General features: G+C 63.2%; 21 protein-coding genes. 13 read left to right on the top strand and 8 right to left on the bottom strand.

Annotation, left to right across the window (positions count from 1 at the left end):
- A complete protein-coding gene (locus tag ABHM97_RS18370) occupies positions 1–3396 on the top strand; it encodes a pyruvate carboxylase (RefSeq protein ID WP_349471774.1) in 3396 nt (1131 codons plus the stop codon).
- A gap of 84 nt (positions 3397–3480) precedes the next feature.
- Here the strand turns inward: ABHM97_RS18370 and ABHM97_RS18375 are convergent, their stop codons facing one another.
- A complete protein-coding gene (locus ABHM97_RS18375; protein ID WP_257371304.1) occupies positions 3481–5292 on the bottom strand; it encodes an AMP-dependent synthetase/ligase in 1812 nt (603 codons plus the stop codon).
- 186 nt (positions 5293–5478) lie between these two features.
- Here ABHM97_RS18375 and ABHM97_RS18380 point away from each other — a divergent pair, with 186 nt between their 5' ends.
- On the top strand, positions 5479–6537 hold the full coding sequence (locus tag ABHM97_RS18380) for an ROK family protein (protein WP_235520414.1): 1059 nt from the start codon (positions 5479–5481) through the stop codon (positions 6535–6537).
- A 48-nt stretch (positions 6538–6585) separates the two neighbouring features.
- Here the strand turns inward: ABHM97_RS18380 and ABHM97_RS18385 are convergent, their stop codons facing one another.
- The 3 genes from ABHM97_RS18385 to ABHM97_RS18395 are packed head-to-tail and all read right to left on the bottom strand — an operon-like array spanning position 6586 to position 8715.
- Positions 6586–7140 carry a hypothetical protein gene (locus tag ABHM97_RS18385; RefSeq protein WP_235520415.1) on the bottom strand — a complete coding sequence of 185 codons (555 nt, stop codon included), beginning with the start codon at positions 7138–7140 and terminating at the stop codon, positions 6586–6588.
- Positions 7127–7930 (bottom strand): alpha/beta hydrolase, encoded by an 804-nt coding sequence (locus ABHM97_RS18390; protein WP_235520416.1) that lies wholly within the window; start codon positions 7928–7930, stop codon positions 7127–7129. Before ABHM97_RS18390 ends, ABHM97_RS18385 begins: the two co-directional genes overlap by 14 nt.
- On the bottom strand, positions 7927–8715 hold the full coding sequence (locus ABHM97_RS18395; RefSeq protein WP_235520417.1) for an alpha/beta hydrolase: 789 nt from the start codon (positions 8713–8715) through the stop codon (positions 7927–7929). Before ABHM97_RS18395 ends, ABHM97_RS18390 begins: the two co-directional genes overlap by 4 nt.
- A gap of 109 nt (positions 8716–8824) precedes the next feature.
- Between ABHM97_RS18395 and ABHM97_RS18400 the strand changes: the two genes are divergently transcribed.
- Both ABHM97_RS18400 and ABHM97_RS18405 read left to right on the top strand, forming a co-directional pair.
- Positions 8825–9616, top strand: a complete 792-nt coding sequence (locus ABHM97_RS18400; protein ID WP_349471775.1) for a lysophospholipid acyltransferase family protein — start codon at positions 8825–8827, stop codon at positions 9614–9616.
- A 66-nt stretch (positions 9617–9682) separates the two neighbouring features.
- Positions 9683–11086, top strand: coding sequence for a class II 3-deoxy-7-phosphoheptulonate synthase (locus tag ABHM97_RS18405; protein ID WP_257371308.1), 1404 nt, complete (start codon positions 9683–9685; stop codon positions 11084–11086).
- Between the two features lie 72 nt (positions 11087–11158).
- Here ABHM97_RS18405 and pknB read toward each other — a convergent pair whose 3' ends face one another.
- Both pknB and ABHM97_RS18415 read right to left on the bottom strand, forming a co-directional pair.
- Positions 11159–13213, bottom strand: a complete 2055-nt coding sequence (gene pknB / locus ABHM97_RS18410) for a Stk1 family PASTA domain-containing Ser/Thr kinase (protein WP_349471776.1) — start codon at positions 13211–13213, stop codon at positions 11159–11161.
- 78 nt (positions 13214–13291) lie between these two features.
- On the bottom strand, positions 13292–14650 hold the full coding sequence (locus ABHM97_RS18415) for a LysM peptidoglycan-binding domain-containing protein (protein WP_349471777.1): 1359 nt from the start codon (positions 14648–14650) through the stop codon (positions 13292–13294).
- A 255-nt stretch (positions 14651–14905) separates the two neighbouring features.
- On the opposite strand from ABHM97_RS18415, the gene ABHM97_RS18420 reads away from it, so the two are divergent.
- The gene (locus tag ABHM97_RS18420; RefSeq protein ID WP_235520422.1) at positions 14906–15259 is read left to right on the top strand and encodes an Rv2175c family DNA-binding protein; all 354 of its coding nucleotides are present in this window, start codon (positions 14906–14908) and stop codon (positions 15257–15259) included.
- 118 nt (positions 15260–15377) lie between these two features.
- Here ABHM97_RS18420 and ABHM97_RS18425 read toward each other — a convergent pair whose 3' ends face one another.
- Both ABHM97_RS18425 and ABHM97_RS18430 read right to left on the bottom strand, forming a co-directional pair.
- Positions 15378–16472 carry a polyprenyl synthetase family protein gene (locus tag ABHM97_RS18425; protein WP_235520423.1) on the bottom strand — a complete coding sequence of 365 codons (1095 nt, stop codon included), beginning with the start codon at positions 16470–16472 and terminating at the stop codon, positions 15378–15380.
- Positions 16469–16759 carry a hypothetical protein gene (locus ABHM97_RS18430; protein ID WP_235520424.1) on the bottom strand — a complete coding sequence of 97 codons (291 nt, stop codon included), beginning with the start codon at positions 16757–16759 and terminating at the stop codon, positions 16469–16471. The genes ABHM97_RS18425 and ABHM97_RS18430 overlap by 4 nt, the downstream gene beginning before the upstream one ends.
- Here ABHM97_RS18430 and ABHM97_RS18435 point away from each other — a divergent pair.
- The 8 genes from ABHM97_RS18435 (at position 16758) to ABHM97_RS18470 (ending at position 25274) form a co-directional block, all read left to right on the top strand.
- Positions 16758–17024, top strand: coding sequence for a hypothetical protein (locus tag ABHM97_RS18435; protein ID WP_349471778.1), 267 nt, complete (start codon positions 16758–16760; stop codon positions 17022–17024). The genes ABHM97_RS18430 and ABHM97_RS18435 overlap by 2 nt on opposite strands.
- A 92-nt stretch (positions 17025–17116) precedes the next feature.
- Positions 17117–18379, top strand: a complete 1263-nt coding sequence (gene dinB / locus ABHM97_RS18440) for a DNA polymerase IV (protein ID WP_349471779.1) — start codon at positions 17117–17119, stop codon at positions 18377–18379.
- Positions 18380–18617: 238 nt separating this feature from the next.
- Positions 18618–18986: an SCO2097 family morphological protein gene (locus tag ABHM97_RS18445; RefSeq protein ID WP_235520426.1), complete on the top strand. Its 369-nt coding sequence runs from the start codon at positions 18618–18620 to the stop codon at positions 18984–18986.
- Between the two features lie 465 nt (positions 18987–19451).
- Entirely contained in the window at positions 19452–19883 is a 432-nt protein-coding gene (gene mraZ / locus ABHM97_RS18450) for a division/cell wall cluster transcriptional repressor MraZ (protein WP_211711325.1), read from the top strand.
- 166 nt (positions 19884–20049) lie between these two features.
- Positions 20050–21048, top strand: a complete 999-nt coding sequence (gene rsmH / locus ABHM97_RS18455; protein WP_349471780.1) for a 16S rRNA (cytosine(1402)-N(4))-methyltransferase RsmH — start codon at positions 20050–20052, stop codon at positions 21046–21048.
- Positions 21045–21701: a cell division protein FtsL gene (ftsL, locus tag ABHM97_RS18460; RefSeq protein ID WP_349471781.1), complete on the top strand. Its 657-nt coding sequence runs from the start codon at positions 21045–21047 to the stop codon at positions 21699–21701. Before rsmH ends, ftsL begins: the two co-directional genes overlap by 4 nt.
- Before the next feature lie 42 nt (positions 21702–21743).
- Entirely contained in the window at positions 21744–23540 is a 1797-nt protein-coding gene (locus ABHM97_RS18465) for a peptidoglycan D,D-transpeptidase FtsI family protein (protein ID WP_235520429.1), read from the top strand.
- A 102-nt stretch (positions 23541–23642) separates the two neighbouring features.
- A complete protein-coding gene (locus tag ABHM97_RS18470; protein WP_235520430.1) occupies positions 23643–25274 on the top strand; it encodes a UDP-N-acetylmuramoyl-L-alanyl-D-glutamate--2,6-diaminopimelate ligase in 1632 nt (543 codons plus the stop codon).

Here is a 25274-nt window from a genome sequence, read left to right on the forward strand (position 1 = left end):
ATGTTTTCGAAAATTCTGGTGGCCAATCGCGGCGAAATCGCGATCAGGGCGTTTCGCGCTGGTTATGAACTGGGCGCCAAGACCGTAGCCGTCTTTCCGCATGAGGATCGCAACTCGATCCACCGGCAAAAGGCCGACGAAGCTTATTTGATCGGCGAGGTGGGCCATCCCGTCCGCGCGTACCTGGACGTGGAGGAGGTTGTCCGCGTCGCCAAGGAAGCCGGCGCTGACGCCATCTACCCCGGCTATGGTTTCCTCTCGGAAAACCCGGATCTGGCGCGTGCTGCCAAAGCCGCCGGAATCACCTTCGTTGGTCCTCCGGCCGAGGTGCTGGAGTTGGCAGGCAACAAGGTTGCAGCCCTGGAAGCGGCACGCAAAGCCGGCGTCCCGGTCCTGAAGTCGAGCAAGCCTTCCAAGGACCTTGATGAGCTCATTGCCGCCGCAGACGAGATCGGCTTCCCCATCTTCGCCAAGGCCGTCGCTGGTGGTGGCGGCCGTGGAATGCGGCGCGTGGAAACACGCGAGGCATTGCCCGAGGCTTTGCAGTCCGCCATGCGCGAGGCCGACGCCGCCTTTGGCGATCCCACGATGTTCCTTGAGCAGGCCGTGCTGCGCCCCCGCCACATCGAGGTGCAGATCCTGGCCGACGCCGAGGGCAACGTCATGCACCTCTTTGAACGTGACTGTTCACTCCAGCGACGCCACCAGAAGGTAGTGGAGATCGCTCCTGCGCCAAACCTGGACGAGAACATCCGCCAGGCGCTGTACCGCGATGCTGTCGCTTTCGCGAAAGCCCTCAACTACGTCAATGCCGGAACGGTCGAGTTCCTGGTGGACACCGAGGGTGAACGGGCCGGCCAGCACGTCTTCATCGAAATGAACCCCCGTATCCAGGTGGAACACACGGTGACCGAAGAGATCACGGACGTCGACCTCGTGCAGGCCCAGATGCGGATTGCTTCGGGGGAAACCCTCGTGGATCTCGGACTGAGCCAGGACTCGGTCTCCATCAAGGGAGCGGCTATTCAGTGCCGCATTACCACGGAGGACCCGGCCAATGGCTTCCGCCCGGATGTCGGAAAGATTACCGGATACCGCTCCGCTGGCGGCGCTGGAGTCAGGCTCGACGGCGGTACCGTCTACTCGGGTGCTGAGATCAGCCCGCACTTCGACTCCATGCTGGTCAAACTCACCTGCCGTGGCCGGGACTATGGCGCTGCTGTAGCCCGCGCACGACGGGCGCTGGCGGAGTTCCGCATCCGCGGCGTTTCCACGAACATTCCCTTCCTCCAGGCAGTTCTCGCCGATCCCGACTTCAACGCGGGCAACGTGGCTACGGACTTCATCGACAAGCGCCCCGAACTCCTCAAGTCCCACATCTCAGCAGACCGTGGAACCAAGCTCCTCACCTGGCTCGCTGACGTCACGGTGAACAAGCCCAACGGCGAGCTGAAGGTCCACACCGACCCGGCCAGCAAACTTCCGGCCATTGAAGGTCCGGTTCCCACCTCCGGCTCGCGCCAGAAACTGCAGGAACTGGGGCCGGAAGGCTTCGCGAAGGCGCTGCGTGAACAGCAGGCACTGGCGGTTACGGACACCACGTTCCGGGACGCCCACCAGTCCTTGCTGGCCACCCGCGTCCGTACGCGGGACCTGGTGGCTGCGGGCCCCGCTGTGACGGCCCTGATGCCGGAACTTCTTTCCGTCGAAGCATGGGGTGGAGCGACGTACGACGTCGCGCTCCGCTTCCTTGGCGAAGACCCCTGGGACCGTTTGGCCGCTCTGCGGCAGGCTTTGCCGAATACCTGTATCCAGATGCTGCTCCGCGGACGCAACACCGTCGGTTACACCCCCTACCCGGAAGAAGTGACGGAGGCATTCGTCAACGAAGCCGCCGCCACGGGCATCGACATCTTCCGTATCTTCGACGCCCTCAATGACGTGAACCAGATGGCGCCGGCCATCCGCGCTGTGCGTGCGACCGGTACGGCTGTGGCCGAAGTGGCCTTGTGTTACACGGGTAACCTCCTTGATCCCAACGAGGACCTGTACACGCTTGACTACTACCTGGACCTCGCGCAAAAGATCGTCGACGCCGGCGCGCACATCCTTGCGATCAAGGACATGGCCGGCTTGTTGCGTCCCGCAGCCGCCGCGAAGCTGGTGTCGGCGCTGCGTGAGCGGTTCGACCTTCCGGTCCATCTGCACACGCACGACACCGCGGGCGGCCAGCTGGCAACCCTCCTGGCGGCCGTGGACGCAGGCGTGGACGCCGTTGACGTAGCTGCAGCTTCCCTGGCGGGAACCACCAGCCAGCCCGCAGCGTCCGCACTGGTTGCGGCCTTGGCCAACACTCCCCGTGACACCGGATTGAGCCTGGACAATGTGGGTGCCCTGGAGCCCTACTGGGAAGCGGTCCGCAGGGTCTACGCTCCCTTTGAGTCAGGATTGCCGGGTCCCACAGGCCGTGTCTACCAGCACGAGATCCCTGGTGGCCAGTTGTCCAACCTCCGCCAGCAGGCGATTGCCCTTGGCCTGGGGGAGCAGTTCGAAGCCATCGAGGATATGTACACCGCAGCTGACCGGATCCTCGGCCGGTTGGTCAAGGTGACGCCGTCCTCCAAGGTGGTGGGCGACCTCGCACTGCACCTGGTAGGACTGAACGCAGATCCCGCGGACTTCAACGAGAATCCGCAGAACTACGACATCCCGGACTCCGTGATCGGCTTCCTGTCGGGCGAACTCGGTAGTCCTCCGGGAGGTTGGCCCGAGCCGTTCCGCACCAAGGCCCTCCAGGGACGCAGCGTCAAGGTCCGCGACGTGGAGATCAGCGCCGAGGACAGTGCAGCCCTCAAGGGTGACTCCAAGACCCGACAGCACACACTGAACCGGCTCCTGTTCGCAGGGCCCACCAAGGACTACCTGAAGAGTGTTGAAAGCTTCGGAAACATCTCGGTGCTCGATACCCGTGACTACCTGTATGGGTTCCAGCACGGCGAAGAGCACGTCATCGAGCTGGAGAAGGGCGTGCGCCTCATCGCACAGCTGGAAGCCGTGTCCGAGGCCGATGAGAAGGGCATGCGCACCGTCATGTGTACCCTCAACGGCCAGTCCCGCCCCGTGGTTGTCCGGGACCGATCCGTGGTCAGCAACGTCAAGGCTGCGGAGAAGGCCGACCCCGCCCAGCCGGGCCAGGTAGCCGCTCCGTTCGCCGGTGCCGTCACTGTCACGGTCAAGGCAGGGGACGTCGTCAACGCAGGCGACACCGTTGCCACCATTGAGGCCATGAAGATGGAAGCGTCAATTACGACGCCGGTGGCAGGCACGGTTTCGCGGCTCGCCATTTCTTCGGTGGAGCAGGTCCAAGGTGGCGATCTGCTGCTGGTGATCGGCTAGCAATCGGCCAAAAAAGTACCCCGTCCGCATTGACTTGGTCACTGTGGGACGGGGTACTTTTTTGTTCGCCGTGGGCTGCGTTCGCTAGGAGGCGCGGGGCGCTGAGTACATCTCCTCGATGATCGCGTCAAAGTCCTTCATGACCTGGGCGCGCTTGACCTTCAGGGAGGGGGTGAGGTGCCCTGAGGCTTCCGTAAAGTCGGCGGTGACGATCCGGAAGGACTTGATCGCCTCGGCCTGGGAAACAGACTGGTTGGCCTTGCTGACCAGTTCCTGCACGGCGGCCTTGACCACTGCGTGCCCGGCAGCCTCGTCGAGTGAGGTTTTAGCGGGGAGTCCGTGACGTTCCAGCCACCCCGGCAGGGCCTCTTCGTCCAAGGTGACCAGAGCGCCGATGAAGGGACGGTTGTCGCCAACCACCAGGACCTGTGAGACCAGCGCATCGGCGCGGATCTGGTCCTCAAGGAGGGCCGGAACCACGTTCTTGCCGCCGGCGGTGACGATGATTTCCTTCTTCCGGCCAGTGATCTTCAGGAACCCGTTGCTGTCCAGTTCGCCGATGTCGCCCGTGCGGAACCATCCATCAGTGAAGGTCTCTTCAGTCAGGTCCGGCCGGTTGAAGTAGCCGCGCATCACACATACACCCTTGGCAAGGATTTCGCCGTCGTCAGCGATCTTCACGGAGTTACCGGGCAGGGGAGCGCCCACTGTGCCGATCTTGATCATGGAGGGTGTATTGACCGAAATCGGGGCAGTGGTCTCCGTGAGCCCGTACCCTTCCAGGATCTGGAGCCCAATGCCCTGGAAGAAGTGGCCCAGGCGTTCCCCCAAGGGACCGCCACCGGACACGGCATGGGCCACGTGGCCGCCCATGGCATCCCGGAGCTTTCCGTAGACGAGTTTGTCGAACACGGCATGCTTGATCTTCAGCCCGAGCCCCAGTGACCCGGACTGGCGGGCTTTGGAGTAGGCGATCGCCGTGTCCACGGCCCGGTGGAAGATCGCACCCTTACCGCCGTCCTCCGCCTTGGTCAGCGCTGAGTTGTAAACCTTCTCAAAGACGCGGGGGACAGCAAGGATGAAGGTGGGCTGGAAGCTTTGCAGATCGGCCAGCAGGTTCTTGATATCGGGGGTGTGGGCCACCTTGACTCCACCGGCCACGGCCAGGACCGAGATGAAGCGGGCAAAGACGTGGGCCAGGGGCAGGAACATGATGGTCTTGCCATCTTCGTTGATGATTCCCGGGAGGGACGCACGGGCGTTCTCTGAAAGCTCCACGAAGTTGCCATGGGTCAGTTCGCACCCTTTCGGACGGCCCGTGGTGCCTGACGTGTAGATAATGGTGGCAAGGTCAGCCAGCCCCGCGGCGGAACGTCGTGATTCAAGTTCGTCATCGGATACTCCCGCGCCGGCAGCGCGGAGTGCATCCAGTCCCGTACCCTCAAGCTGCCACACGTTGGCTACCGAGCTGATATCTTCCGCGGCAACCGCCTGGCGGATGATGTCCTCGTGGTGGGCTGCTTCGCCAAAGGCCGCCACTGCGCCGGAATCGCCCAGGTTCCACGCCACCTGCGAGGGAGAGGACGTTTCATAGATGGGCACCGAGACTGCGCCGGCAAACCAGATGGCGAAGTCTACGAGGGACCATTCGTACCGGGTCCTGGACATGATTCCGATTCGGTCGCCCTGCCCTACTCCACTGGCAATCAGGCCTTTGGCAAGGGCCTGCACGTCCGCGAGGAAATCCTTGGCGCGAATGTCCTGCCACTGGGCGTTGCTGTCCAGCTTGGAAAACAGTGCAGGGTTGGATGCCTTCTCCGCTGCCCGAATCACGAAGTCCGTGATGTTGGTTTCCGGAGCGATGCTCACGAGGGGAGGAACACTGATTTCACGCACGCTAGCTCCTTTGATATGCACGGGCCACGAGGGGCTGCTTTCACTCTAGTATGCCCGCTCATGGAGGTGTGTTCTATTTCACCTACTGGCGAGTAACTTTACGGATTACCCGTCATTTCAAGCAACTCGGGCCCTTTGGGGGCGCCCGGTTCCCGTAGTGCGGGGGCTGGCGAATAGGATGAGGGGATGCCCGCATTTAGGTCCAGCTCCCGTGCCCGACTCAGGCCTCCAGCGCCGGTCTTCAAGGATGTTCCCTGGGGTGCGCGCCGCAGCCACATGGGCCGGCGGGGGCTGGCGATCGGGATCGACATAGGCGGCACCAAGGTGGCGGCCGGCGTGGTGGACGCGGAGGGGCGCGTCCTCGCTGAAGCCCGGCGCTCGACCCCAGGGTCCGACCCGCGGGCTGTGGAACAGACCATTGTGGAGCTCGTTGACGAGCTCAGCGCCGGGCACCGTGTCGCTTCGGTGGGAATCGGTGCCGCAGGGTGGATGGACCTCGACGGCGGCACGGTCCTCTTCAGCCCCCATCTGGCCTGGCGCAATGAGCCCCTGCGGGACAGCCTGCAAAAACTGCTCCGGCGGCCGGTACTGCTGACCAACGACGCCGACGCGGCGGCCTGGGCAGAGTGGCGCTTCGGTGCAGGACGCGGCGAGAGCCGCTTGGTGTGCATCACCTTGGGTACAGGTATTGGTGGTGCCATGGTGATGGATGGCAAGGTGGAGCGCGGCCGATATGGCGTGGCCGGCGAATTCGGCCACCAGATCATTTTCCCCGGAGGGCACCGATGCGAATGCGGTAACCGAGGGTGCTGGGAGCAGTATGCCTCAGGCAACGCCCTGGGAAGGGAAGCCCGGCAACTGGTCCGGACGAACTCTCCCGAGGGGCGGGCGCTCCTGGAAAGGGCAGGTGGCACGGCCGAGAACATGACCGGGGCCACCGTCACATCCCTGGCCCTGGCCGGCGACGCCACCTCCCGGGAGCTTCTGGCAGACCAGGGAGAATGGTTGGGACTTGGCCTGGCCAATCTCGCAGCTGCCCTCGACCCCGGAACGTTCGTAATCGGCGGAGGACTGTGCGATGCAGGGGAGTTGCTCGCTGGCCCGGCGCGGGAATCGTTCGCCAAGAACCTTACCGGGCGCGGATTCCGCCCCATGGCCAGGATTGACCTGGCTGCCCTCGGTCCGCGGGCCGGAATGATCGGTGCTGCAGACCTATCGCGGGTCAGCGGACGCGCGCACAGCTAAGTCCGCAGGACCAAAGGGGACGTAGGACAAAAGGGGGGGCGTAGGCACCTAGAGGCGGGCGCCGTCGTCGTCCTCATTCTTTTCCTGGGGAAGCCGCATGATGAGGTAGACGACCGAGACCACGAAGGCCGCGACGATCCCCATCACCGCGGTCAGTGGCGCGGACCGCCAGAACATGGCCGTGAACAGCAGTGCCAAAGGACCTCCCACTGCGCCGACCCATGCCAGCATGATCAAGGGCTCGGTGCCCGCCAAACTGGGTGGCTCTTCGGGGACAAAGGCATCGTCCAGGTCCTCGACCTCAAAATCGCGGGGGCCCAAAGGCCGGCCTGCACCCTCACCCGTGTCCGGGACCGCGGACGCGTCGGGCGAAGGTTCAGTAGCGGGCGTCGTTAGTCCCAGCGGATCAAAGTCCTTGAACGCCTTGCCGGTACCCCGCTGTGGCCGTCCGCCGTCGCCGGGCTCGGGCTCCTCACGTGGTGGGTCCGAGTGTTCCGTGGACGACGAGGGCGTGGCCTCCAGCCTGGCCACGAGGTCCAGCCATACGGCGTCGTCATCCTTGTTCGCGCTTTGATCGGCGGAGTTGGGATCAGGCCTGTTCATGGGCGGTGTCCTTTTCGGGGGAAGCTCCGTGTCCGGCCAGGTTCGCAACGGTTTTTTGGATGAAGTCCACCGTGCCCTGGAAGATCTCGGGGGCATCGTTATCGAGCGTGGCCACGTGGTAGCTGTTGGCCAGGTAGTGGATGTCGACAGGGGCGCTGGAGCGGGAACGAAGGAGTTCCAGGCTTGCCTTCGAGATGACGTTGTCCACTGTTGATTTGTAGACACGAACAGGAGCATTGATGCGGGGGAGAAGGGCAGCAGTGTCCTTGTACATCTTCTTGAGTTGATGGGCTGCAGCCACCGGCGTTCGGGTGTAGGCACCTTCATCCTGGTCCGGCTTGAGGATGTCGTTGGCGATGGCCGGAGTCGACTTCACCACATACTTCAACGCCGCTACGACCACTGCACGCGGGTCATCGAGGACCAGTCCCGGGTTGACCACGATAGTTCCGGCTACGGGTCGGGTGGCCGCGATCCGCAGGGCCAGGGTACCGCCCATGGACAAGCCTGCAGCGAAGACGTAGTCGCACTCGGCCGCCAGTTCGAGGTATGCATCGTCAACTGCCCGGTGCCATTCCCGCCAGGAACGGGTGGCCATGTCCTGCCAGGTGGTGCCGTGGCCCGGAAGCAGGGGCAGGCGGACAGCGTAGCCTGCAGCGGCCAGGTGTTCAGCCCACGGCCTGACGCTGTGCGGGCTGCCGGTGAAGCCATGGGACATCACAACGCCAACGCGTGGCCCGATCCCGTTCCACTGGCTGGAGAACGGCGAGAAATCCGGAAGCATGTTCATGATGACTCTGAGGCTACTCTGTCGTAGGCGTGCTGACGGAAAAACCTGGCGGATTCTTCGAAAATGGTGGGCGCGTCCACATCCAGGGTGGCTACGTGCCCGCTATGGGGAAGCGTCACGACCTTCAGGCGCGAGGAAGCGATGTGCCGTTCGATGGTGGCCACGGAACTTGGAGGGATGACGCCATCCACCGCCGATTTGAATACCAATGCAGGTGCCTGCACTTCCGGCAGGCCACGGGTCGCGGCGCGGAAAAGCTTCTTCAACTCGTGCACTGATTTCAAGGGAGTCTTGGAGTAGTCGCCCGTCTCATCGGTCTCCGGCGCCGGTGAGTCCTCCACAATGGGGGTGGTGGTCCGCATGACATACTTCAGGGCGCCCACGTACTTCACCCGCCTGTCATAGAAGCTGAGGCCGGGATTGACCAGCACCAGGCCAGGCACGTCGTGGACTGCGGCAACCCGAAGTGCCACGGCACCTCCCATTGACAGCCCGGCAACAAAACAGGTCCTGGTCTGTCCAGCAAGTTCAAGGTAGCTCTGCTCGAAGGTCCGGTACCACTCCTGCCAACGGGTGGAGGCGAGGTCCTGCCAGCTGGTCCCGTGGCCGGGGAGGAGCGGCACGGAGACGGCAAATCCCTGGGAGGCCAGATACTCAGCCCACGGGAGCATGCTCAGGGGGCTGCCCGTGAAACCGTGGCAGATGGCCACGCCCGTGGAGGCGTTTGGTCCATGCCCGGCATAGTGAAAGGCGAGCGTCGCAGCAGGTGAAGGGCGTTCCGTCATGCGTCCCATCGTGTCACTGTTCCGGAGATTTCTCACTGGAGTAGGGTTGCTGTTGAGTGCCGGCCGGGTTGCCGGAAGCATGCCAACCGTCGGCCGTGAGGGGACTAACGTGTTCTATTGGGTCATGAAGAGGATTTTCCTTGGTCCGATCCTCAAGCTTCTGTTCCGTCCCTGGGTCAAGGGCGTGGATAACGTTCCCGACAACGGCGCAGCCATCCTTGCTTCCAACCACTTGTCCTTTTCCGACTCCATCTTCCTTCCCTTGATGGTTCGTCGCCCCGTGATCTTCCTGGCCAAGTCCGAGTACTTCACCGGGAAAGGCATCAAGGGACGGCTGACTGCGATGTTCTTCCGGTTGAGCAACCAGCTCCCCATGGACCGTTCGGGCGGCGCTGCGTCGGAAATGTCCCTTCAGGCAGGAAAGGATGTGCTGGCGTCCGGAGGATTGTTGGGGATTTACCCTGAAGGCACCCGCAGCCCCGATGCCAGGCTCTACCGCGGCAAGGTGGGCGTCGCCAAGCTGGCCCTTCAAACGCGGGTGCCGGTAGTGCCGGTAGCCATGATCGGGACCGAAAAGGTCCAGCCCATCGGCAAGAGACTGCCAAATATCCGCCGGATCGGCATCATCTTTGGGCAACCGATGGACTTCAGCCGCTACTACGGCCGGGAGGACGACCGCCAGGTCCAGCGGGCCGTTACCGATGAAATCATGTCCAGCCTGATGCGCCTCTCAGGCCAGGAATACGTGGATGAGTACGCAGCAGTGGTCAAGGCCCAGCTCGCCGGAAAAGGCCCTGAGCCGGTCCGGAAAGTCGAGGTTGCCGAGGACGCGACCCCCGACATCTCCGATGACAGGGATGAACCCCGGAGCGGGGCGAATGGATCAGCGGAGAAACTGTGACGCCCCGGCCATCGTCAGTTACGGCTGCGGTCCCGCAACCCTGCCGGAGGCTACTACTCTTTAAGGGTGACTGAGCTAACCGCGAACACCGCACCCGCCATTGCAGACCCCCTCGCAAGCACCGCCCAGAGCGGAGCTGCGAACTATCCCGGGCTTGACGCCTGGCGGGACCTGCCGATCTCCCAGCAGCCAACATGGTCGGACGCCGAGGTCTTCAAGGCTTCCGTCAAAGAGCTGTCAGCGGTGCCGCCGCTGGTTTTCGCCGGTGAAGTGGATGTCCTCCGGGAACGGCTCGCCGCCGCGGCCCAGGGCAAGGCCTTCCTCCTCCAGGGCGGAGACTGTGCCGAGACTTTCGAGGCAGCAACGGCGGACAAGATCAGTGCACGGGTGAAGACCATCCTCCAGATGGCTGTCGTTCTCACATACGGCGCCGCCATGCCCGTCATCAAGATGGGCCGCATGGCCGGCCAGTTCGCCAAGCCACGCTCCTCCAACGATGAAACGCGCGACGGCGTGACCCTCCCCGCGTACCGCGGCGACATCGTCAACGGTTACGACTTCACCCCAGAGTCACGCGCACACGACGCAAGCCGCATGCTCAAGGCGTACCACACCTCCGCATCCACCTTGAACCTCATCCGGGCGTTCACACAGGGCGGCTTTGCTGACCTTCGCCTGGTGCACCAGTGGAACAAGGGGTTCACAGAGAACCCTGCGCACGCACGCTACGAGTCCCTCGCGCGGGACATCGACAGGGCCATCAGCTTCATGGATTCTTGTGGCGCCGACTTTGAGGCACTCAAGCGCGTCGAATTCTTCGCCAGCCACGAAGCACTGCTGCTGGACTACGAGCGCGCGCTGACACGCATCGACTCACGCACGGGCCTGCCGTACGACACGTCGTCGCACTTCCTGTGGATCGGTGAGCGGACCCGCGAACTCGACCACGCCCACGTGGACTTCCTGTCCCGTGTCCGGAACCCGATCGGCGTCAAGCTTGGTCCGACCACCAGCGGTGACGACGCCCTGCGCCTGATCGATAAGTTGGACCCCAACCGCGAACCGGGCCGTCTCACTTTCATTACCCGCATGGGTGCCAAGAACATCCGCGAGAAGCTGCCCGCCGTCGTCGAGCGTGTGACTGCCTCCGGTGCCCAGGTCCTGTGGGTCACGGACCCGATGCACGGCAACACGGTCACTTCGCCCAACGGCTACAAGACCCGCAACTTTGACGACGTCATTGACGAGGTCCGTGGCTTCTTCGAGGTCCACCACTCGCTGGGTACGGTCCCGGGCGGCCTTCACGTCGAGATGACGGGCGACGACGTCGCGGAGTGCCTGGGCGGTGCCGATCCGATCGACCAGGACGCGTTCCTGGACCGCTACGAGTCGGTCTGCGACCCGCGCCTGAACCACATGCAGTCGTTGGAGATGGCGTTCCTGGTGGCCGGGGCGCTCTCCAAGCGCTGACACCATGAACTGACAAAGCAGAAGGCGCGGTCCCTTGATACGGGACCGCGCCTTCTGTTGTCTCGCCGGGTATCAGACGACTGTCAGTGTGATGGGGGAACCCTCGGGAACTTCGATGTTGACGGGGTTCTGATCACGGACAGTCCCGAAGAAGCCGCCCAGGATTTCGTTGATCTTCACCTCGAACCCCAGGTCTTCGAGCTGCTTGCGGGCATCCTTTGCCTGCTTGCCAACGAAGCTGGGAACCTTCACCATCCGCGGTCCATCAGACAAGGTAAGAGTTACAGTGTCTCCCTTGACGAGGTTTCCGCTTGCCGGCGCCTGGGAAAGTACGGCGTCCTTGGGGACCTTCTTGTCATGTACCGCGTCCGGCGCGACCACAGCCTTCAACCCCACGTCCTGGAGCGCCTTGATGGCGGCGTCCTTCGTCAGGCCCCTGACGTCAGGGACGGGAATCGGCTGCGGCCCCTTGGACACCACCAAAGCCACAGGTGTGCCATGCCGCACTTCCTTGCCGGTTGCGGGGTCCTGTGAGATCACGACGCCGGCCGGCACCTTGTCGTCGAAGGCTTCGGTCACGTTGCCAAGCGCCATTTGCGCCGCGTTCAGGGCGGTCTTGGCCTCCGCAAGTGTGCCTCCCGTGAGCGCCGGCAGCGGAAAGAGCTGTGCACCCTTGGAAACGAAGACTGTGACGGATTGGAATTTCCGGACTTCCGCGCCGGATTTGGGCTCCGTTCCCACAGCGTAACCGGGCAGTATGTCGTCGTCGAACACGTCCCGCGGCTCAGACTGGAAGCCGGCTGTGCGGAGCAATTGCTGGGCCTCCGCCACGGTCTTGTTCTTGACGTCAGGGATGGTTCCGGGAGACCCGGGACCCATGCCGAAGAACCACCCGGCAGAGGCGGCCAACAATGCCAGGATGACGATGACGATGGTCCAGATTATGCCGCGGCGGCGTGGGTTGCCTTCCCGTAGTTGGCGGACCGGAGTCGCCGCGGCCCTGGCGCGGTCTTTTGCCTGCTGCCGTTCAATTCTTTTCAGCTCACGCTTGCCGGGCTGGTTCAGTTCGTGGTCGGTGGGATCCTGTGTGGAACGTTGGAGCCCCGTGCCCGCCGCCATGATGGTGGTGGGATTGCGCTGCTGTGAGATGAACTCAGTGGGGGACGCCGTGGTCGCCAGGGCCTCGGTGGGATTTCCGGCCGGACTGCCTAACGGTGCCGTCTCAGGTGCGTAGGCAGGGGAGTGCGGAGCAGGGGCAGGGGACTGCCTGTGGTCCAGCTGCTCATCGGTGAGGGTGGTTCGGATGTGGCGCAGCTCCGTCAACAGGGCAGTGCCGTCGACGGGGCGGTTTTCGGCATCTGTGGCGGTGCACCACTGAACCAGTTCGTCCAGGTCGTCTGCCAGTCCAGGAGCCACGTCCGACGGCCGCCCGACAACGGAGTTGACGTGCTGGTACGCCACCTGGATGGGGGAGTCGCCTGCGTAGGGTTGTTTCCCGGTCAGCATTTCGTACAGCATGATGCCGGCGGAGTAGATGTCGCTGCGGGCGTCAGCGGCCTGGCCCAGAACGAGTTCAGGGGCCAGGTAAGCGACGGTGCCGATCAGGGCGCCCGTGCTGGTGTTGGCTGAGATTGCCCTGGCCAATCCGAAGTCGGCTACCTTGATGCGCCCGTCGTCGGCAATGAGGACGTTCTCGGGCTTGATGTCGCGATGGATCAGTCCGGAGCCGTGGGCGGCGGCGAGTCCTTCAATGACAGGATCGATCAGCGCCAACGCGAGTCGCGGCGGGAGGGCCCCTTGCTCAGTCATGACGTCGCGAAGGGTGTGTCCCTTGACGTATTCCATGACGAGGTAGGCGATATGGCCGTCCTCGCCCTGATCCAGGACCCCCACGATGTGTGGGTGGGAGAGACTGGCGGCGGCCTTGGCTTCGCGGCTTAGGCGTTGCAGGAAAGTGGGATCGTTGGCCAGGTTCGGGTGCAGGACTTTGACGGCTACGTCCCGCTCCAGGCGCTGGTCCGTAGCCAGGTACACGGTGGACATGCCGCCCCTGGCGAGGCGTGAGCGGACCGTATATCGGCCGTCCACGGTTGTCCCGATGAGGTGGTCCTGCGTTGGTTCTTGCACCTTACGATCCTAAACGAGACGGGGAAGGGGCCCGAATCCAGGCAGGATGCGGGCCCCTTCCGAGGTGCTGGGAAAGACCTAGCCGAACGTGCGCTGGCGGGCCTTGATCGACTCGACGTAGCGCTTGGTGTCGTCGTACATTCCGTACTTGCTGACCGAGTACTGGCCTTGGTAATAGCCGGCGATTGCGGTGTCCAGGTCCTTGCTCGTGGCAATGAGCGCCCGAATGATGGCAACGCCTGCGGTGGCGTTGTCGTACGGGTCCAGGAGGTTGAGTTTCCGGCCTACCAAATCGGATGCCCACTGGCCCGAGGATGGGATGACCTGCATGGTGCCGATCGCGTTGGCCGGTGATACGGCCCGCTGGTCAAAGCCTGACTCCTGCTCGGCGAAGGCCAAGGCCAAGGATGGGCTCACACCCATACGCCGCGCGGTGTCGGCCACAATGCCCTTCATTTCGGCGCGGGTGGGCACCGGGGAGGCATTCAGGAGCGCCTTGTTCTCGTTGGCGGAACTGACGACCGCCGGAGGATAGGTGAAACCAAGGAAGGTGCTGGGAACCAGCGGTTTGGTCTCACCCGCGGGCTGGAGGCTGGTGCCCGCGCCGGGAATGGTGAGCTTCTGGCCGGGATAGATCACGGTGGTGGCCGTGACGTTGTTGGCACTCATCAACGCAGCCAGGGAAACGCCGTTCCGTGAGGCGATGGAGCTGAGCGTGTCGCCGGCCTTGATGATGTACGAACCTGCGCCGGTGGTGGGTGCGGGAGCCGGTGTTGCGGGGGCCGAAGGCGCCGTGGGCGCAGCGGGAGCGGACCCGCCACTGACCTTGATCTTCTGTCCCGGGTAAATGATGGAGCTGCCACTGAGGTTGTTCCAGCTGAAAATGCTGGACAACGGCACACCGTGCTTGGCGGCGATGGCACTCAGGGTGTCGCCGGAGACCACCGTGTAAACAGCGCCGTTCCCCGGGGTGCTGGGCGTGCTGGGTGCTGCCGGAGCGGAAGGCTTTGCCGGGGCGGCCGAAGCGGTCCCGGTGAGCTTGATCGTCTGTCCGGGGAAGATCAGCGTGGTTGCTGTGAGCTTGTTGAGTTCCAGCACCGCGTTGGTGTCCAGGTTGAAGCGGCGGGCAATTGCGCTGATGGTGTCGCCGCGGACGATGGTGTAGGTGTCCGGTACCGACGGCGCCATCGGGCGGAGGGCCGCGGGAATCGTAGCCGCGACGGCCTGGGCCGGTATCACGGTGCCGGTATTGGCTGCCTGGGCCTTCATGGCTGCCGCAAGGGTGGCCGGAATCTTGCGGGGCTGCTGCGGGGCCGGTGCCGCAATTGAAGGTTGCGCCAAGGCCAAAGAGGACAAGACCACGGCGGGAAGCGCAGCCGTGGTTGCCGCAATGACCGGCATGCTCATGGTTCGTTTCGGCGAGCGGGGCGTCGTCATGAAAGTGTCCTCATCTCAACAGCGGGGCGATTGTTAGCGCTGTTGTCAGTGTTACCAATGTTACTGATGTTATCAATGGTGCAAGAGTGATCAGTGTGAATCTCTCACACTTATTCCATCGGCACAACAATTCGGGACGTAATGGATTATGCTTCCCGATTTATCCGACAGAATTGGCGGCCTGCACCGCATCGGCCGGTATCGCCGTCGTCCTCCGGCTAGGCGAGGGGCGGGGCGGCGTGGCAACCTTGTTCCGTGAGTAATGTAGAAAGCCTTGTTTCCGACTGGCTGCCCTTGCCGGATGTCGCCGAACTGCTGGAAGTTTCCATCACCAAGGTCCACGGACTTCTGGACGAGCGGGCCATTGTTGCCATCAGGCGGGGAGAACGGAATGTCCGTTCGATCCCGGCCCTGTTTATTCAGGACGGTCACGTCGTTGACAGCCTGAAGGGGACGGTCGCGGTTCTCAGCGACGCCGGATATACCGACGAAGAGCTGATTGTTTGGCTGTTCACCCCCGACGAGTCGCTGCGGGGGCGGCCCATCGACGCCTTGCGGGAAGGGCGCAAGACCGAGATCAGGCGCCGCGCCCAGTCACTGGCCTGGTAAAGCCGCGCCCCCTGGGGTAAAACACACTTAAACGCGTACGACGACGGTCTCCACCGTCGTCGTACGCGTCATGTTTTGTTGGGGCCGGCTGACTCTGTGGCGGAACGTGCGCCGGCGGTCAGGCCGCGCGGCTCACAGCTGCTTCGGCAAGCTGGCTGAGCGCCGTCAGCGGGACTTCCTGAAGGGGCAATCGCTCCAGGGCTGCAAAGGCCTGCGAGCTGAGTTCGGCAATGAGCGCCTCCGTAGCCTCGAGCGCGCCACTTTCGACAATGATTCGCCTGATCGCTTCCACTTCTTCCGCTCCGAGCCCGGGATTGCCCAAGGTGCGGTCAAGGTAATCGGCTTCGGCTGGGCCGGCCTGGTTGATGGCGAAACCTACAAGGACCGTCCTTTTTCCTTCGCGGAGGTCGTCCCCGGCTGGTTTGCCGGTGGTTTCAGGATCGCCGAAAACTCCCAGGACGTCGTCCCGCATCTGGAAGGCCTCGCCAAGCGGCAAGGAGAACTCCGAGTAGGCCCGTAGGAGCTCCGCCGGGGCTCCCGCCAATGCCCCGCCGAGGGCAAGGGGATGTTCGGTGGAATACTTCGCAGACTTGTACCGGATGATCGACTTCGCCCGGTCCACGGATCCCGCGCGGTCGCGGACGGGTCCTGCCACTTCTTCAAGGATGTCCAGGTACTGGCCGGCCATCACCTCTGCGCGCATGACGTTGAAGATCCCGCGGGCCGGGGTGCCGGACGCCGCACGTGGCCCGATACCGGTGAAGGACTCCTCACTGAAGGACAGGCAGAGATCCCCGGTCAAGATGGCCGCGGCGTCGCCGAATCGCCCGCTGTCCAGGGCCCACCCCTGGGCCTCATGGAGTTGGCTGAATCTCTTATGGACGCTGGGCCCGCCCCGCCGCGTATCAGAACGGTCGATGATGTCGTCGTGGATAAGCGCTGCGGCCTGGAACAGTTCAAGGGCGCACCCGGCCGTGACGATGTCAGGATCGCCGGCACCGCCGCCCGCGCCCCGCCAACCCCAGTAACACATCAGCGCCCTGAGGCGCTTTCCTCCGGTGACCAGCTGGGAAATGGAACCGATGAGTGGTGCGACGTCGGCCGAGACGCCCGCCATGAGGTCCTGCTGGCCCGAAAGGAAGCCGTTGAGTTTCCCTGCTACGGCACTGACGAACTCGGTTTGTTCAGAGGACACCTGGGCAGAAACCGTCACTTGACGGATCCTGCTGCCACATTGGCTCCGATGGTGAAGGTGGAAACACCCTCCTTCTGCCGGATGGAGACGTTGACGGTCTCCCCGTCGCCCCGGATGAAGTCAAGGGAGGTGACATTGCCCACGGCTTCGGGGCCGGGAACCAGCTTGAATCCCTGGGCTTCCAGTGATGCCTTGTAGTAGTCCACCACCCCTTCCGGAGGCGCTTTGACAGTGCCGACCAGCGCAACGTTGGTCAGGGTGTCCTTTTTGTCCACGCTGCTTGAGCGGACCGACGTGTTGGGCATGACTGGAATCAGTTGCTGCGGGAAGCCGGGGACCAGGGCATTCACTGTGGCGGTCGCATCGGGAGCCGGAGCGGTGGTGCCCGGGGATGCTGTGGCTGAGGAGGTGGCGGAGCCGGACGGAGTCGGCGCGGCGCTCGATGAGGACGAGGACGACGCCGAAGCCGCGTCGCTTGGGGATGGAGCTGCTGAACCCCCGGTCGACGGTGTGCAGGCTGAGGCCGCCACTGCGACACTTACTGCGAGCAGGGCAAACCCTCGCGTTTGAGGAGTTCCAAAGAGCTTCACAGGGTATCCTTCCTGGGGCTGAGCCGGATTGTGCCTCCAGTTTAGTCAGTGGGCGGGCATAGTATTGCCGTTGTGAGGCAGGAAGCATTCGGTAGCGCCCAAGGTGCCGGCAACGGAACCGCCCGCAGCGCTGGAGATGCCCTGCGGGAACTGAGGCGAACCAGCATACTTCATGTGGACATGGATGCCTTTTTTGTCTCGGTGGAACTTCGCAGCCGCCCGGAGCTTCGCGGGAAGCCGGTGATCGTTGGTTTCCCGGCTGAACGCTCGGTGGTCCTGTCCGCCTCGTATGAGGCCCGGGCGACTGGCGTGAAATCCGCGATGCCCATGTCCATCGCCATGAGGCGGTGCCCTTCGGCAGTCATTATCAATCCCCGGCACAAGGTCTACTACGAGGTCTCGGCACAATTGATGGAGATCTTCGCCTCCATCACTGACTTGGTGGAGCCACTGAGCGTCGACGAGGCATTCCTTGACGTGGGTGGTGCTATCAGGCGGCTGGGAACGCCGCTTGAGATCGGGCACCTCATCCGCCGCAGGGTCGAATCTGAGTTGGGCATCACCGCTTCAGTGGGCATTGCTGCCTCCAAGTTCGTGGCCAAGATTGCATCAACGCGCTGCAAGCCGGACGGGATCCTGCAAATCAATGCCGATGACACGGTTCCCTACCTGCACAGCCTGCCCGTCAATGCGTTGTGGGGTGTTGGTGGAAAGACCGGAGAAGTCCTGGCCCGGCTGGGTATCCGGACCGTTGCTGATGTCGCCGCGACGCCGCTCGCATCTTTGAGGAAGGTGCTTGGGGCCAGCGGCGAGCACGTCCACCGGCTGTCCATGGGAATAGACCCCCGTCCGGTAACCCCGACAAGGCTCGAAAAGAGCATCGGCGCGGAGGAAACGTTTGCAGTGGACACGGGAGATAACGCGTTGCTGCACCGGGAGTTGCTGCGGCTGTCGCATAGGACGGCTTCGCGGCTTCGGAGCTCCGGCATGCTCGCGAGGACTGTTGCCCTCAAGCTTCGCTACTCCGACTTCTCCACTGTTTCGCGGAGCAGGACTGTGCAGACTCCCGTGGACAGCGCCCAGTTGATCTACCAGGTCGCGGTGCAGCTGCTGGAGTCACTGGGGCCGCGATCCATGAGCGTCCGCCTGGTAGGGGTACGGGCTGAGCAACTGGAGCCGGCCGGGCAGACGTCCATGCAGTTGAGCCTTGACCGCAGGGACGATAATTGGCGTGCCGCGGAGCAGGCTCTGGACCGCGTGTCCGAACGCTTTGGTTCCAGGACTTTGCTGCCTGCCCGGCTTTTGGAACCCGGGAAGCCTCCGGCGGGGACCTGATCTCCGGGAGGGCGCCTTGCTCACCTGATGCGTGTCTTTCAGATCGGCGTCCGACAAACTATCCTATTTATTACAGAGATTTAGATCGTCTGGACAAACTGTTTCCTCAACAGTCGGTCCCCGAATGCCCGCTGAACCCAGAGAGTATTTTGGGAACGATTCCCTTGGTCCGATCGTTTTGGTAACAGACGCACAGGACGCGTTATGTCCAGACGCTGGCTGACTAAAGGAGGTCGCGATGCCCCTCTCGGAGCACGAACAGAAGCTGCTTGAGCAACTGGAGAAGCAACTTCATGAGGACGATCCGAAGTTTGCCAACACGATGGGCTCGGATCCCATACGCAGCTGGTCAACCCGGCATGTGATCATCGGTGTGCTCGGCGCAATCGCAGGTATCCTCCTCCTGCTGGTTGGGGTGTCCATCCAAGCCATTCCCATAGGTGTCCTGGGGTTCGTGGTCATGGGCGCCGGGGTGTACTTCGCCACGTTGCGCGGTTCGGCCTTCGGCAAAGGCGGCAAGGCAAGGCCAGGAAAGGCCAAGCCCAAGAGCACATTCATGAGCAGCCTCGAAGAACGCTGGGACGAACGCCGCCGCGACGACAACTGAACTCCTGCGTCGTTCGGCCGCCGAAGGCTCACAGCAAGTGATCCAAGCATCCCCTGATTACTGCCAGGGGATAACGAAAGACCCGCCCTGCGGGTCTTTCCGCGTTTAACCGGCCCTTGCGCCCTTGGACACTTGCCCACGGCTATGCCGGTCAGGGCATTCCCTGGCTCCAGATGCGGTACTCCACTTCCCACCACCCAGCCCATCATTTAGTGCCATTACGGCTGTTGGGGCGCCCGTGCGTGCCCCCGGGCTGCCGCGGCCCGGGACGGACCTCCCGCAGCCCTCCACTGTGCTCCCTTCCCCGAAATCCGCGGGTTTAGTGGCCGCTCGAATTTCAAAGTGGTGGAGAAACGTCCAAACGTGCGTTGACTGTGGGGCGTTGTGGAGTAAAGTGGAGAACATAAGAGGGTAGTGGCAGTGTTGGGCATGTGCGGGCACCTTGACTGAGGGGCGGTGGGGCCAGTGTTCTTGGGCACTCACTCACCACGTCTCGACGAAAAGGGCCGAATCATTCTTCCCGCCAAGTTCCGTGAGGAGCTTGCCGAGGGACTGGTCCTCACCAGGGGCCAGGAGCGCTGCATCTACGTCTTCAGCCAGAAGGAATTCGAGCGCATTCACGAGTCGATGCGGGAGGCACCACTGTCCTCCAAGCAGGCTCGCGACTACATCAGGGTTTTTCTGTCTGGGGCCTCGGACGAAGTACCAGACAAGCAGGGGCGTGTGACGATTCCGCCGGCGCTCCGGACGTATGCCGGCCTCGGTCGGGAACTGGCAGTGATTGGTGCCGGTACCCGAGCGGAGATCTGGGATGCAGAAGCTTGGAATGAGTACCTCAACGAGAAGGAAGCAGCCTTCTCGGAAACGGATGACGACAATCTGCCCGGGTTCTTCTAACCGGGCTGAGTGAGCAGGGATCCCGCTTCTTGGATGGGATCTCCAGCCGCCCATTGGACAGTCTTCCTGGCTCAACTTCCCCTGAGCCAGGCCGGCAGGACAATAGGCGCGGATGGGGATCCGATTCAAGAACCAGCGTGCAAGCACTAAGGAAAGAGGAGGCAGCGTGGAAGAGCAGGACGCGGCAAAGCCCACATCGGAGCGCCACGTGCCCGTCCTGAAAGACCGCTGCATCAACCTGCTGGCCCCTGGCTTCGAAGCCGCGAGGAAGCTGGGCAGGACGCCGGTTGCCATCGACGCCACGCTGGGCATGGGTGGCCACTCCGAGGCGATGCTCCAGCGCTTTCCCGATCTTCACCTTGTTGGCATCGATCGCGACGAAGAGGCCCTCTCCCTCGCCGGGGCCCGCTTGGAACCGTTCTCGAACAGGACAGACCTTGTCCACGCCGTCTACGACGAGATCGAGGACGTTCTCGCCGATCTCGGCATTCCGGAGGTGCACGGCATCCTCATGGACCTGGGGGTTTCCTCCCTGCAGCTGGACGAGCGTGAACGCGGTTTCGCCTACTCCTACGACGCTCCGCTGGACATGCGGATGGACACCAGCCGTGGCCAGACAGCAGCAGATGTGGTGAACAACTACAGCGAAGACGAGCTGGTGCGCATTATCCGCAAATGGGGTGAGGAAAAGTTTGCCGGCCGGATCGCCAACAGGATCGTCAACGCCCGGGCCGAAAAACCCTTTGCCACAACTGGGGAACTGGTGGAGCAAATACGCAGCGTAGTACCCGCCGCCGCTGCCAAAAGTGGGGGACACCCCGCGAAGCGAACGTTCCAGGCCCTGAGGATCGAAGTCAACGAAGAACTCGACGTCCTGGAGAGAGCGGTGCCGGCCGCCGTTGCTTCCACGGCCATGGGCGGACGGATCGTGGTGATGTCCTACCACTCCCTGGAGGACAAGATCGTCAAATCTGTCTTCCAGTCCGGATCGAAGTCCTCCGCACCACTCGGCTTCCCGGTTGAGCTCGAAGAGCATAAACCCGAACTCAAGACCATCACCAAAGGCACGGAAGTGCCCACAGCAGCAGAAATCGCTGAAAACCCCCGTGCGGCATCTGCCCGCCTCAGGGCAGTGGAGCGTATCAAACCAAGGAGAGACGCATGAGCAGCGCCGCAGCGAAGACATCGCCCTCCGTAGTGGGCAACACGGCACGCGCCTTGCCGGTTCCTGCGGGAAAGCCGGACGCGCCGAGGAAGGCCCGTACGCCGCTCTCGTTGGTCCGCAGTGCGCCTGGAAAGCGGAGGACGCCCTTCGTCGTGCTGTGCTTCGTGGCCATGGCAGCTGCACTGCTGACCGTCCTGGTGCTCAACATTTCAGTGTCCACAGCGCAGTATCAACTGGTGCAGCTCAAAGCGGAAGCCGCGTCCCTTAACAAGGAGAACCAGGATCTGACACAGAAGAAGCAGAACTACGAGGCTCCGCAGAATCTGGCCGCGAAGGCTGCAGAATTGGGAATGGTACCGTCCACGGCGAAAGGCCAGATCGATGTGGACACCATGACAGTTACGGGAAAGGCGACTCCTGCGGTTAAGGGGGACAAACCCGGTGCGCAGCTCGCTCCTCCCGCGGTGGCAGGAATGCTTGATGTTGTTCCGTCGGTGACTACCAAGGACCCGCTGGAGAACCTCAAGCCAGTAACACCGGCCGCTCCGGCTCCCACGACTGCCGCTCCGGCGGCTGGGACGGCAGCAACCCCGCCGGTGGAACTGCACGGGGGATCGGTACCTGCTCCGCAGCAGAAGGCACCAGGGCAGTAGTCCATCAGTCCATTGAATTAAGGCCAGCAGCAAGGAATCCACGTGGCGCAGAACCCCGGCACATCGAAAAAACCGAAGACGCCGGCGGCAAGGAAGCGGCTGCGTGTTGGCCTTGGCATCATGCTGACGCTGTTGCTTGTAGTGGGCGGCAAGCTGTTCATGGTGCAGGGACTTGACGTGGGCGGAATGGCCGAAGCCGCCCTTGCGAGCCGGCTGACACCCCAGGTATTGCCCGCCGAACGGGGCAAGATTGTGGATTCCAAAGGCACGGTCCTGGCCAGCAGCGTGATTCGCTACAACATCGTGGTGGACCAGGTCCAGAACACCAACACGGCCTCGTTCAAGCGCTATAACGAGAAGACCGAAGAACTCGACGTCGTCACCCGGGACCAGGGAATCTCCGAACTGGCTGCCCTGCTGGGAGCCGACGAGGGCAAAGTCCGTGACGCCCTGACCGGCGACAAGAAGTATGCGGTGGTGGCCAAGGACGTCAAACCGGAGCTCGAAGACCGGATTTCCAAACTCCTGATTCCTGGAATCGTGGCCGAAGGTGTCAGCAAGCGGGTTTATCCCAATGGCAGCGTGGCCGGCGGAGTCATAGGGTTCCTGCAGGACGGCACCAGCGGTCAGGCCGGCATCGAGCAGACACAGGATGATGTGCTGCGTGGCACCGAGGGAAAGCGCGTCTTTGAAATTGGTGCAGATGGCCTCCGGATTCCGGTGGCAACGGACGAGCTGACCCCTGCCGTGGACGGCAGCGACGTCAAACTGACCCTCAACACCGACATCCAGTATTTTGCCCAGCAAGCGATTCAGAACCAGGTCGACAAGCTCAGCGCCGAGTGGGGCGTGATCATCGTCATGGACACCAAGACCGGAAACCTCATCGCATTGGCCGACACCAACGCACCCGATCCGAATGATCCGGGCAAGGTCGATGCCAAGGACCGCGGCGTCCGCTCGGTGACAGCCGCCTACGAGCCGGGTTCTGTGGAGAAGATGATCACCGCCGCGGCTGTCATCGAAGAGGGCAAGTCCAACCCGCTGGACCATTTCACTATCCCGCCGTCGTACACCATCGATGGCCAGACCTTCACTGACGCGTTCGAGCACGGCACCGAGGAGCGGACATTGGCCGGCATCCTGGGCTGGTCCATGAATACCGGAACCGTGATGGCAGGCAGCCGCCTGACCAAAGAGCAGCGTTATGACTGGCTCAAGAAGTTCGGCGTGGGGGAGCAGACCGACATCGGCCTCCCTGCCGAGGCAACCGGCATCCTCGCCAAGCCGGAGCAGTGGGATGACCGCCAGCAGTACACAGTGCTCTTTGGGCAGGGCGTGTCGCAATCGACGCTGCAGACCGTCCGTGCATACCAGAGCATCGCCAACAACGGCGTCATGCTCCAGCCCAGGCTCATTGACAGCTACATTGCCCCCGGCGGGGAAGAGCACAAGGTTCCCGCCAAGGACCCCCGCCAGGTCGTTTCCAAAGAGACGGCGAAACAGGTTCAGGACATCCTGGAAAGTGCCGTGACCGAGGGCCAGATCAAAGATGCGGCCATCGACGGTTACCGCGTCGGTGCCAAGACGGGAACGTCCCAGGCGCCCCGTGAGGACGGTTTGCCCGGCTTCGATGGTTACACGGCCTCAATGGTGGGTATGGCTCCCATGGAGGATCCCCGTTTCATCGTGGAAGTGGTGCTCCAGCGCCCCAAGGGAAGCATCTATGGCATCACCAACGGGCCGGTGTTCCGTTCCGTTATGGCACAGGTCCTCCGGACGTACAACGTGCCGCCGTCAACGGGCACCCCCGCGCGGCTGCCCCAGTTCGTCAAGTAAGCTTTTTGGGCGTCTGTTTCGGCCAAATATCGATCCACCACTAACGGCCCGGGCGCCGCTGGCCCCCGGCCGGTCGTTCCACGAGCACCAACGGAGAACCACGTGTCAGAGCACAATCAGGCAGATGTCCAAGCCAGCACCCCGGATTCCGGCAGATCGGGCTTCCGGCCCGGGTCCGTTGCTGCGGTGTCCTTGGCCACCATTGCTGAGTCGCTCGGGCTTGCGGCCCCGGACGCCAGCCGTGAGGCCGGCGTGACCGGTATTTCCCTCAATTCGAAGACCGTCGAGGCCGGGGACCTGTACGTTGCCTTGCCGGGTGCCTCGCGGCACGGCGCCGACTTCGTGGCGCAGGCGATCGACGGCGGCGCCGTCGCTGTGGTGACGGACGACGCCGGGGCACGCCAGCTTGCCCTGGCCGGTGAGCAGCCAGTGCCCGTACTGGTCGTCGACCAGCCGCGTACCGTCGTCGGACGCCTGGCTGCACTGATTTACCGTAGCCAGCCCGCCGAGGGTGGTTTCCCCTCCTTGTACGGTGTCACCGGCACCAACGGGAAAACCACCACCACCTACTTCATTAATTCGCTGTTGCGTGCCCTCGGGAAGAAGCCCGGGCTTATCGGCACCATCGAGATCGTCGCCGGCGCAGAGCCTATCCCCAGTCTCCTGACCACGCCCGAATCCACGGACGTCCATGCGCTGCTTGCACTGATGCGCGAACGCGGGCTCGATGCCGCCTCCATGGAAGTTTCATCGCATGCCATCGCCTACCACCGGGTAGACGGAGTGATGTTCGAAGTAGCTGGCTTCACCAACCTCACCCAGGACCATTTGGACCTGCACGGAAGCATGGAAGAGTACTTCCGCACCAAGGCTGAGTTGTTCACCAGCGGCAGGGCCCGACGCGCCGTGGTCACGGTTGACGATGCCTGGGGACGCAAGCTGGCCGATACCGCCGATGTTCCGGTGACCACTCTCTCGGCCAAGGGCGCCGACGCCGACTGGAGCGTTGCGTCCAGCACCGCACGCGGACTCGGCTCGGAATTCGAACTCAGGCACACCGACGGACGTGCCCTGCGCGTCCACACCGGCCTGCCCGGCGGCTTCAATGTGGCCAACGCCGCACTGGCCACCATCATGGTCCTGGAGTCTGGCGTCGACGTGAAGGAGCTTCAGTCTGCCCTGGACTCCCACGATCCTTTCACCGTGGACGTTCCCGGCCGCATGCAGCTCGTCTCCACCGCACCTGCCTCCGTTGTTGATTTTGCCCACAATCCTGATGCCCTTGCCCGTGCCTTGGAAGCGGTTCGCTCGCCCAAGGAGGGATCGCGCGTGATCGTGGTCTTCGGTGCCACAGGCCAGCGGGACCAAGGTAAGAGGCCGACCATGGGCGCCATCGCGGCGCGCCTGGCCGATGTCGTGATTGTCAGCGATGACGATCCCCACGACGAAGATGCGGCGGCAATCCGCGCCGACGTCATGCAGGGCGCCGTGGCGGCACGTGACGCCGAGGGCTTGGCGTGCGAAATCATCGAGTCCTACCCAAGGGATGCTGCCATCCGGTTGGCCGTCGACGAGGCAACAGCGGAAGACACGATCCTTATCGCCGGCCGCGGCCACGAGGTCTGGCAGGAAGTCAAGGGAGTGAACCTGGCGCTGGACGACAGGGTGGAGTTGCGCGCCGCCTTGACATCCAAGGGATTCAGCGTTTCAACAGACCAGCGGATAGAGTCCTAA

This window comes from Paenarthrobacter sp. CAP02 (genome assembly GCF_040137855.1).
Taxonomy (GTDB): Bacteria; Actinomycetota; Actinomycetes; order Actinomycetales; family Micrococcaceae; genus Arthrobacter.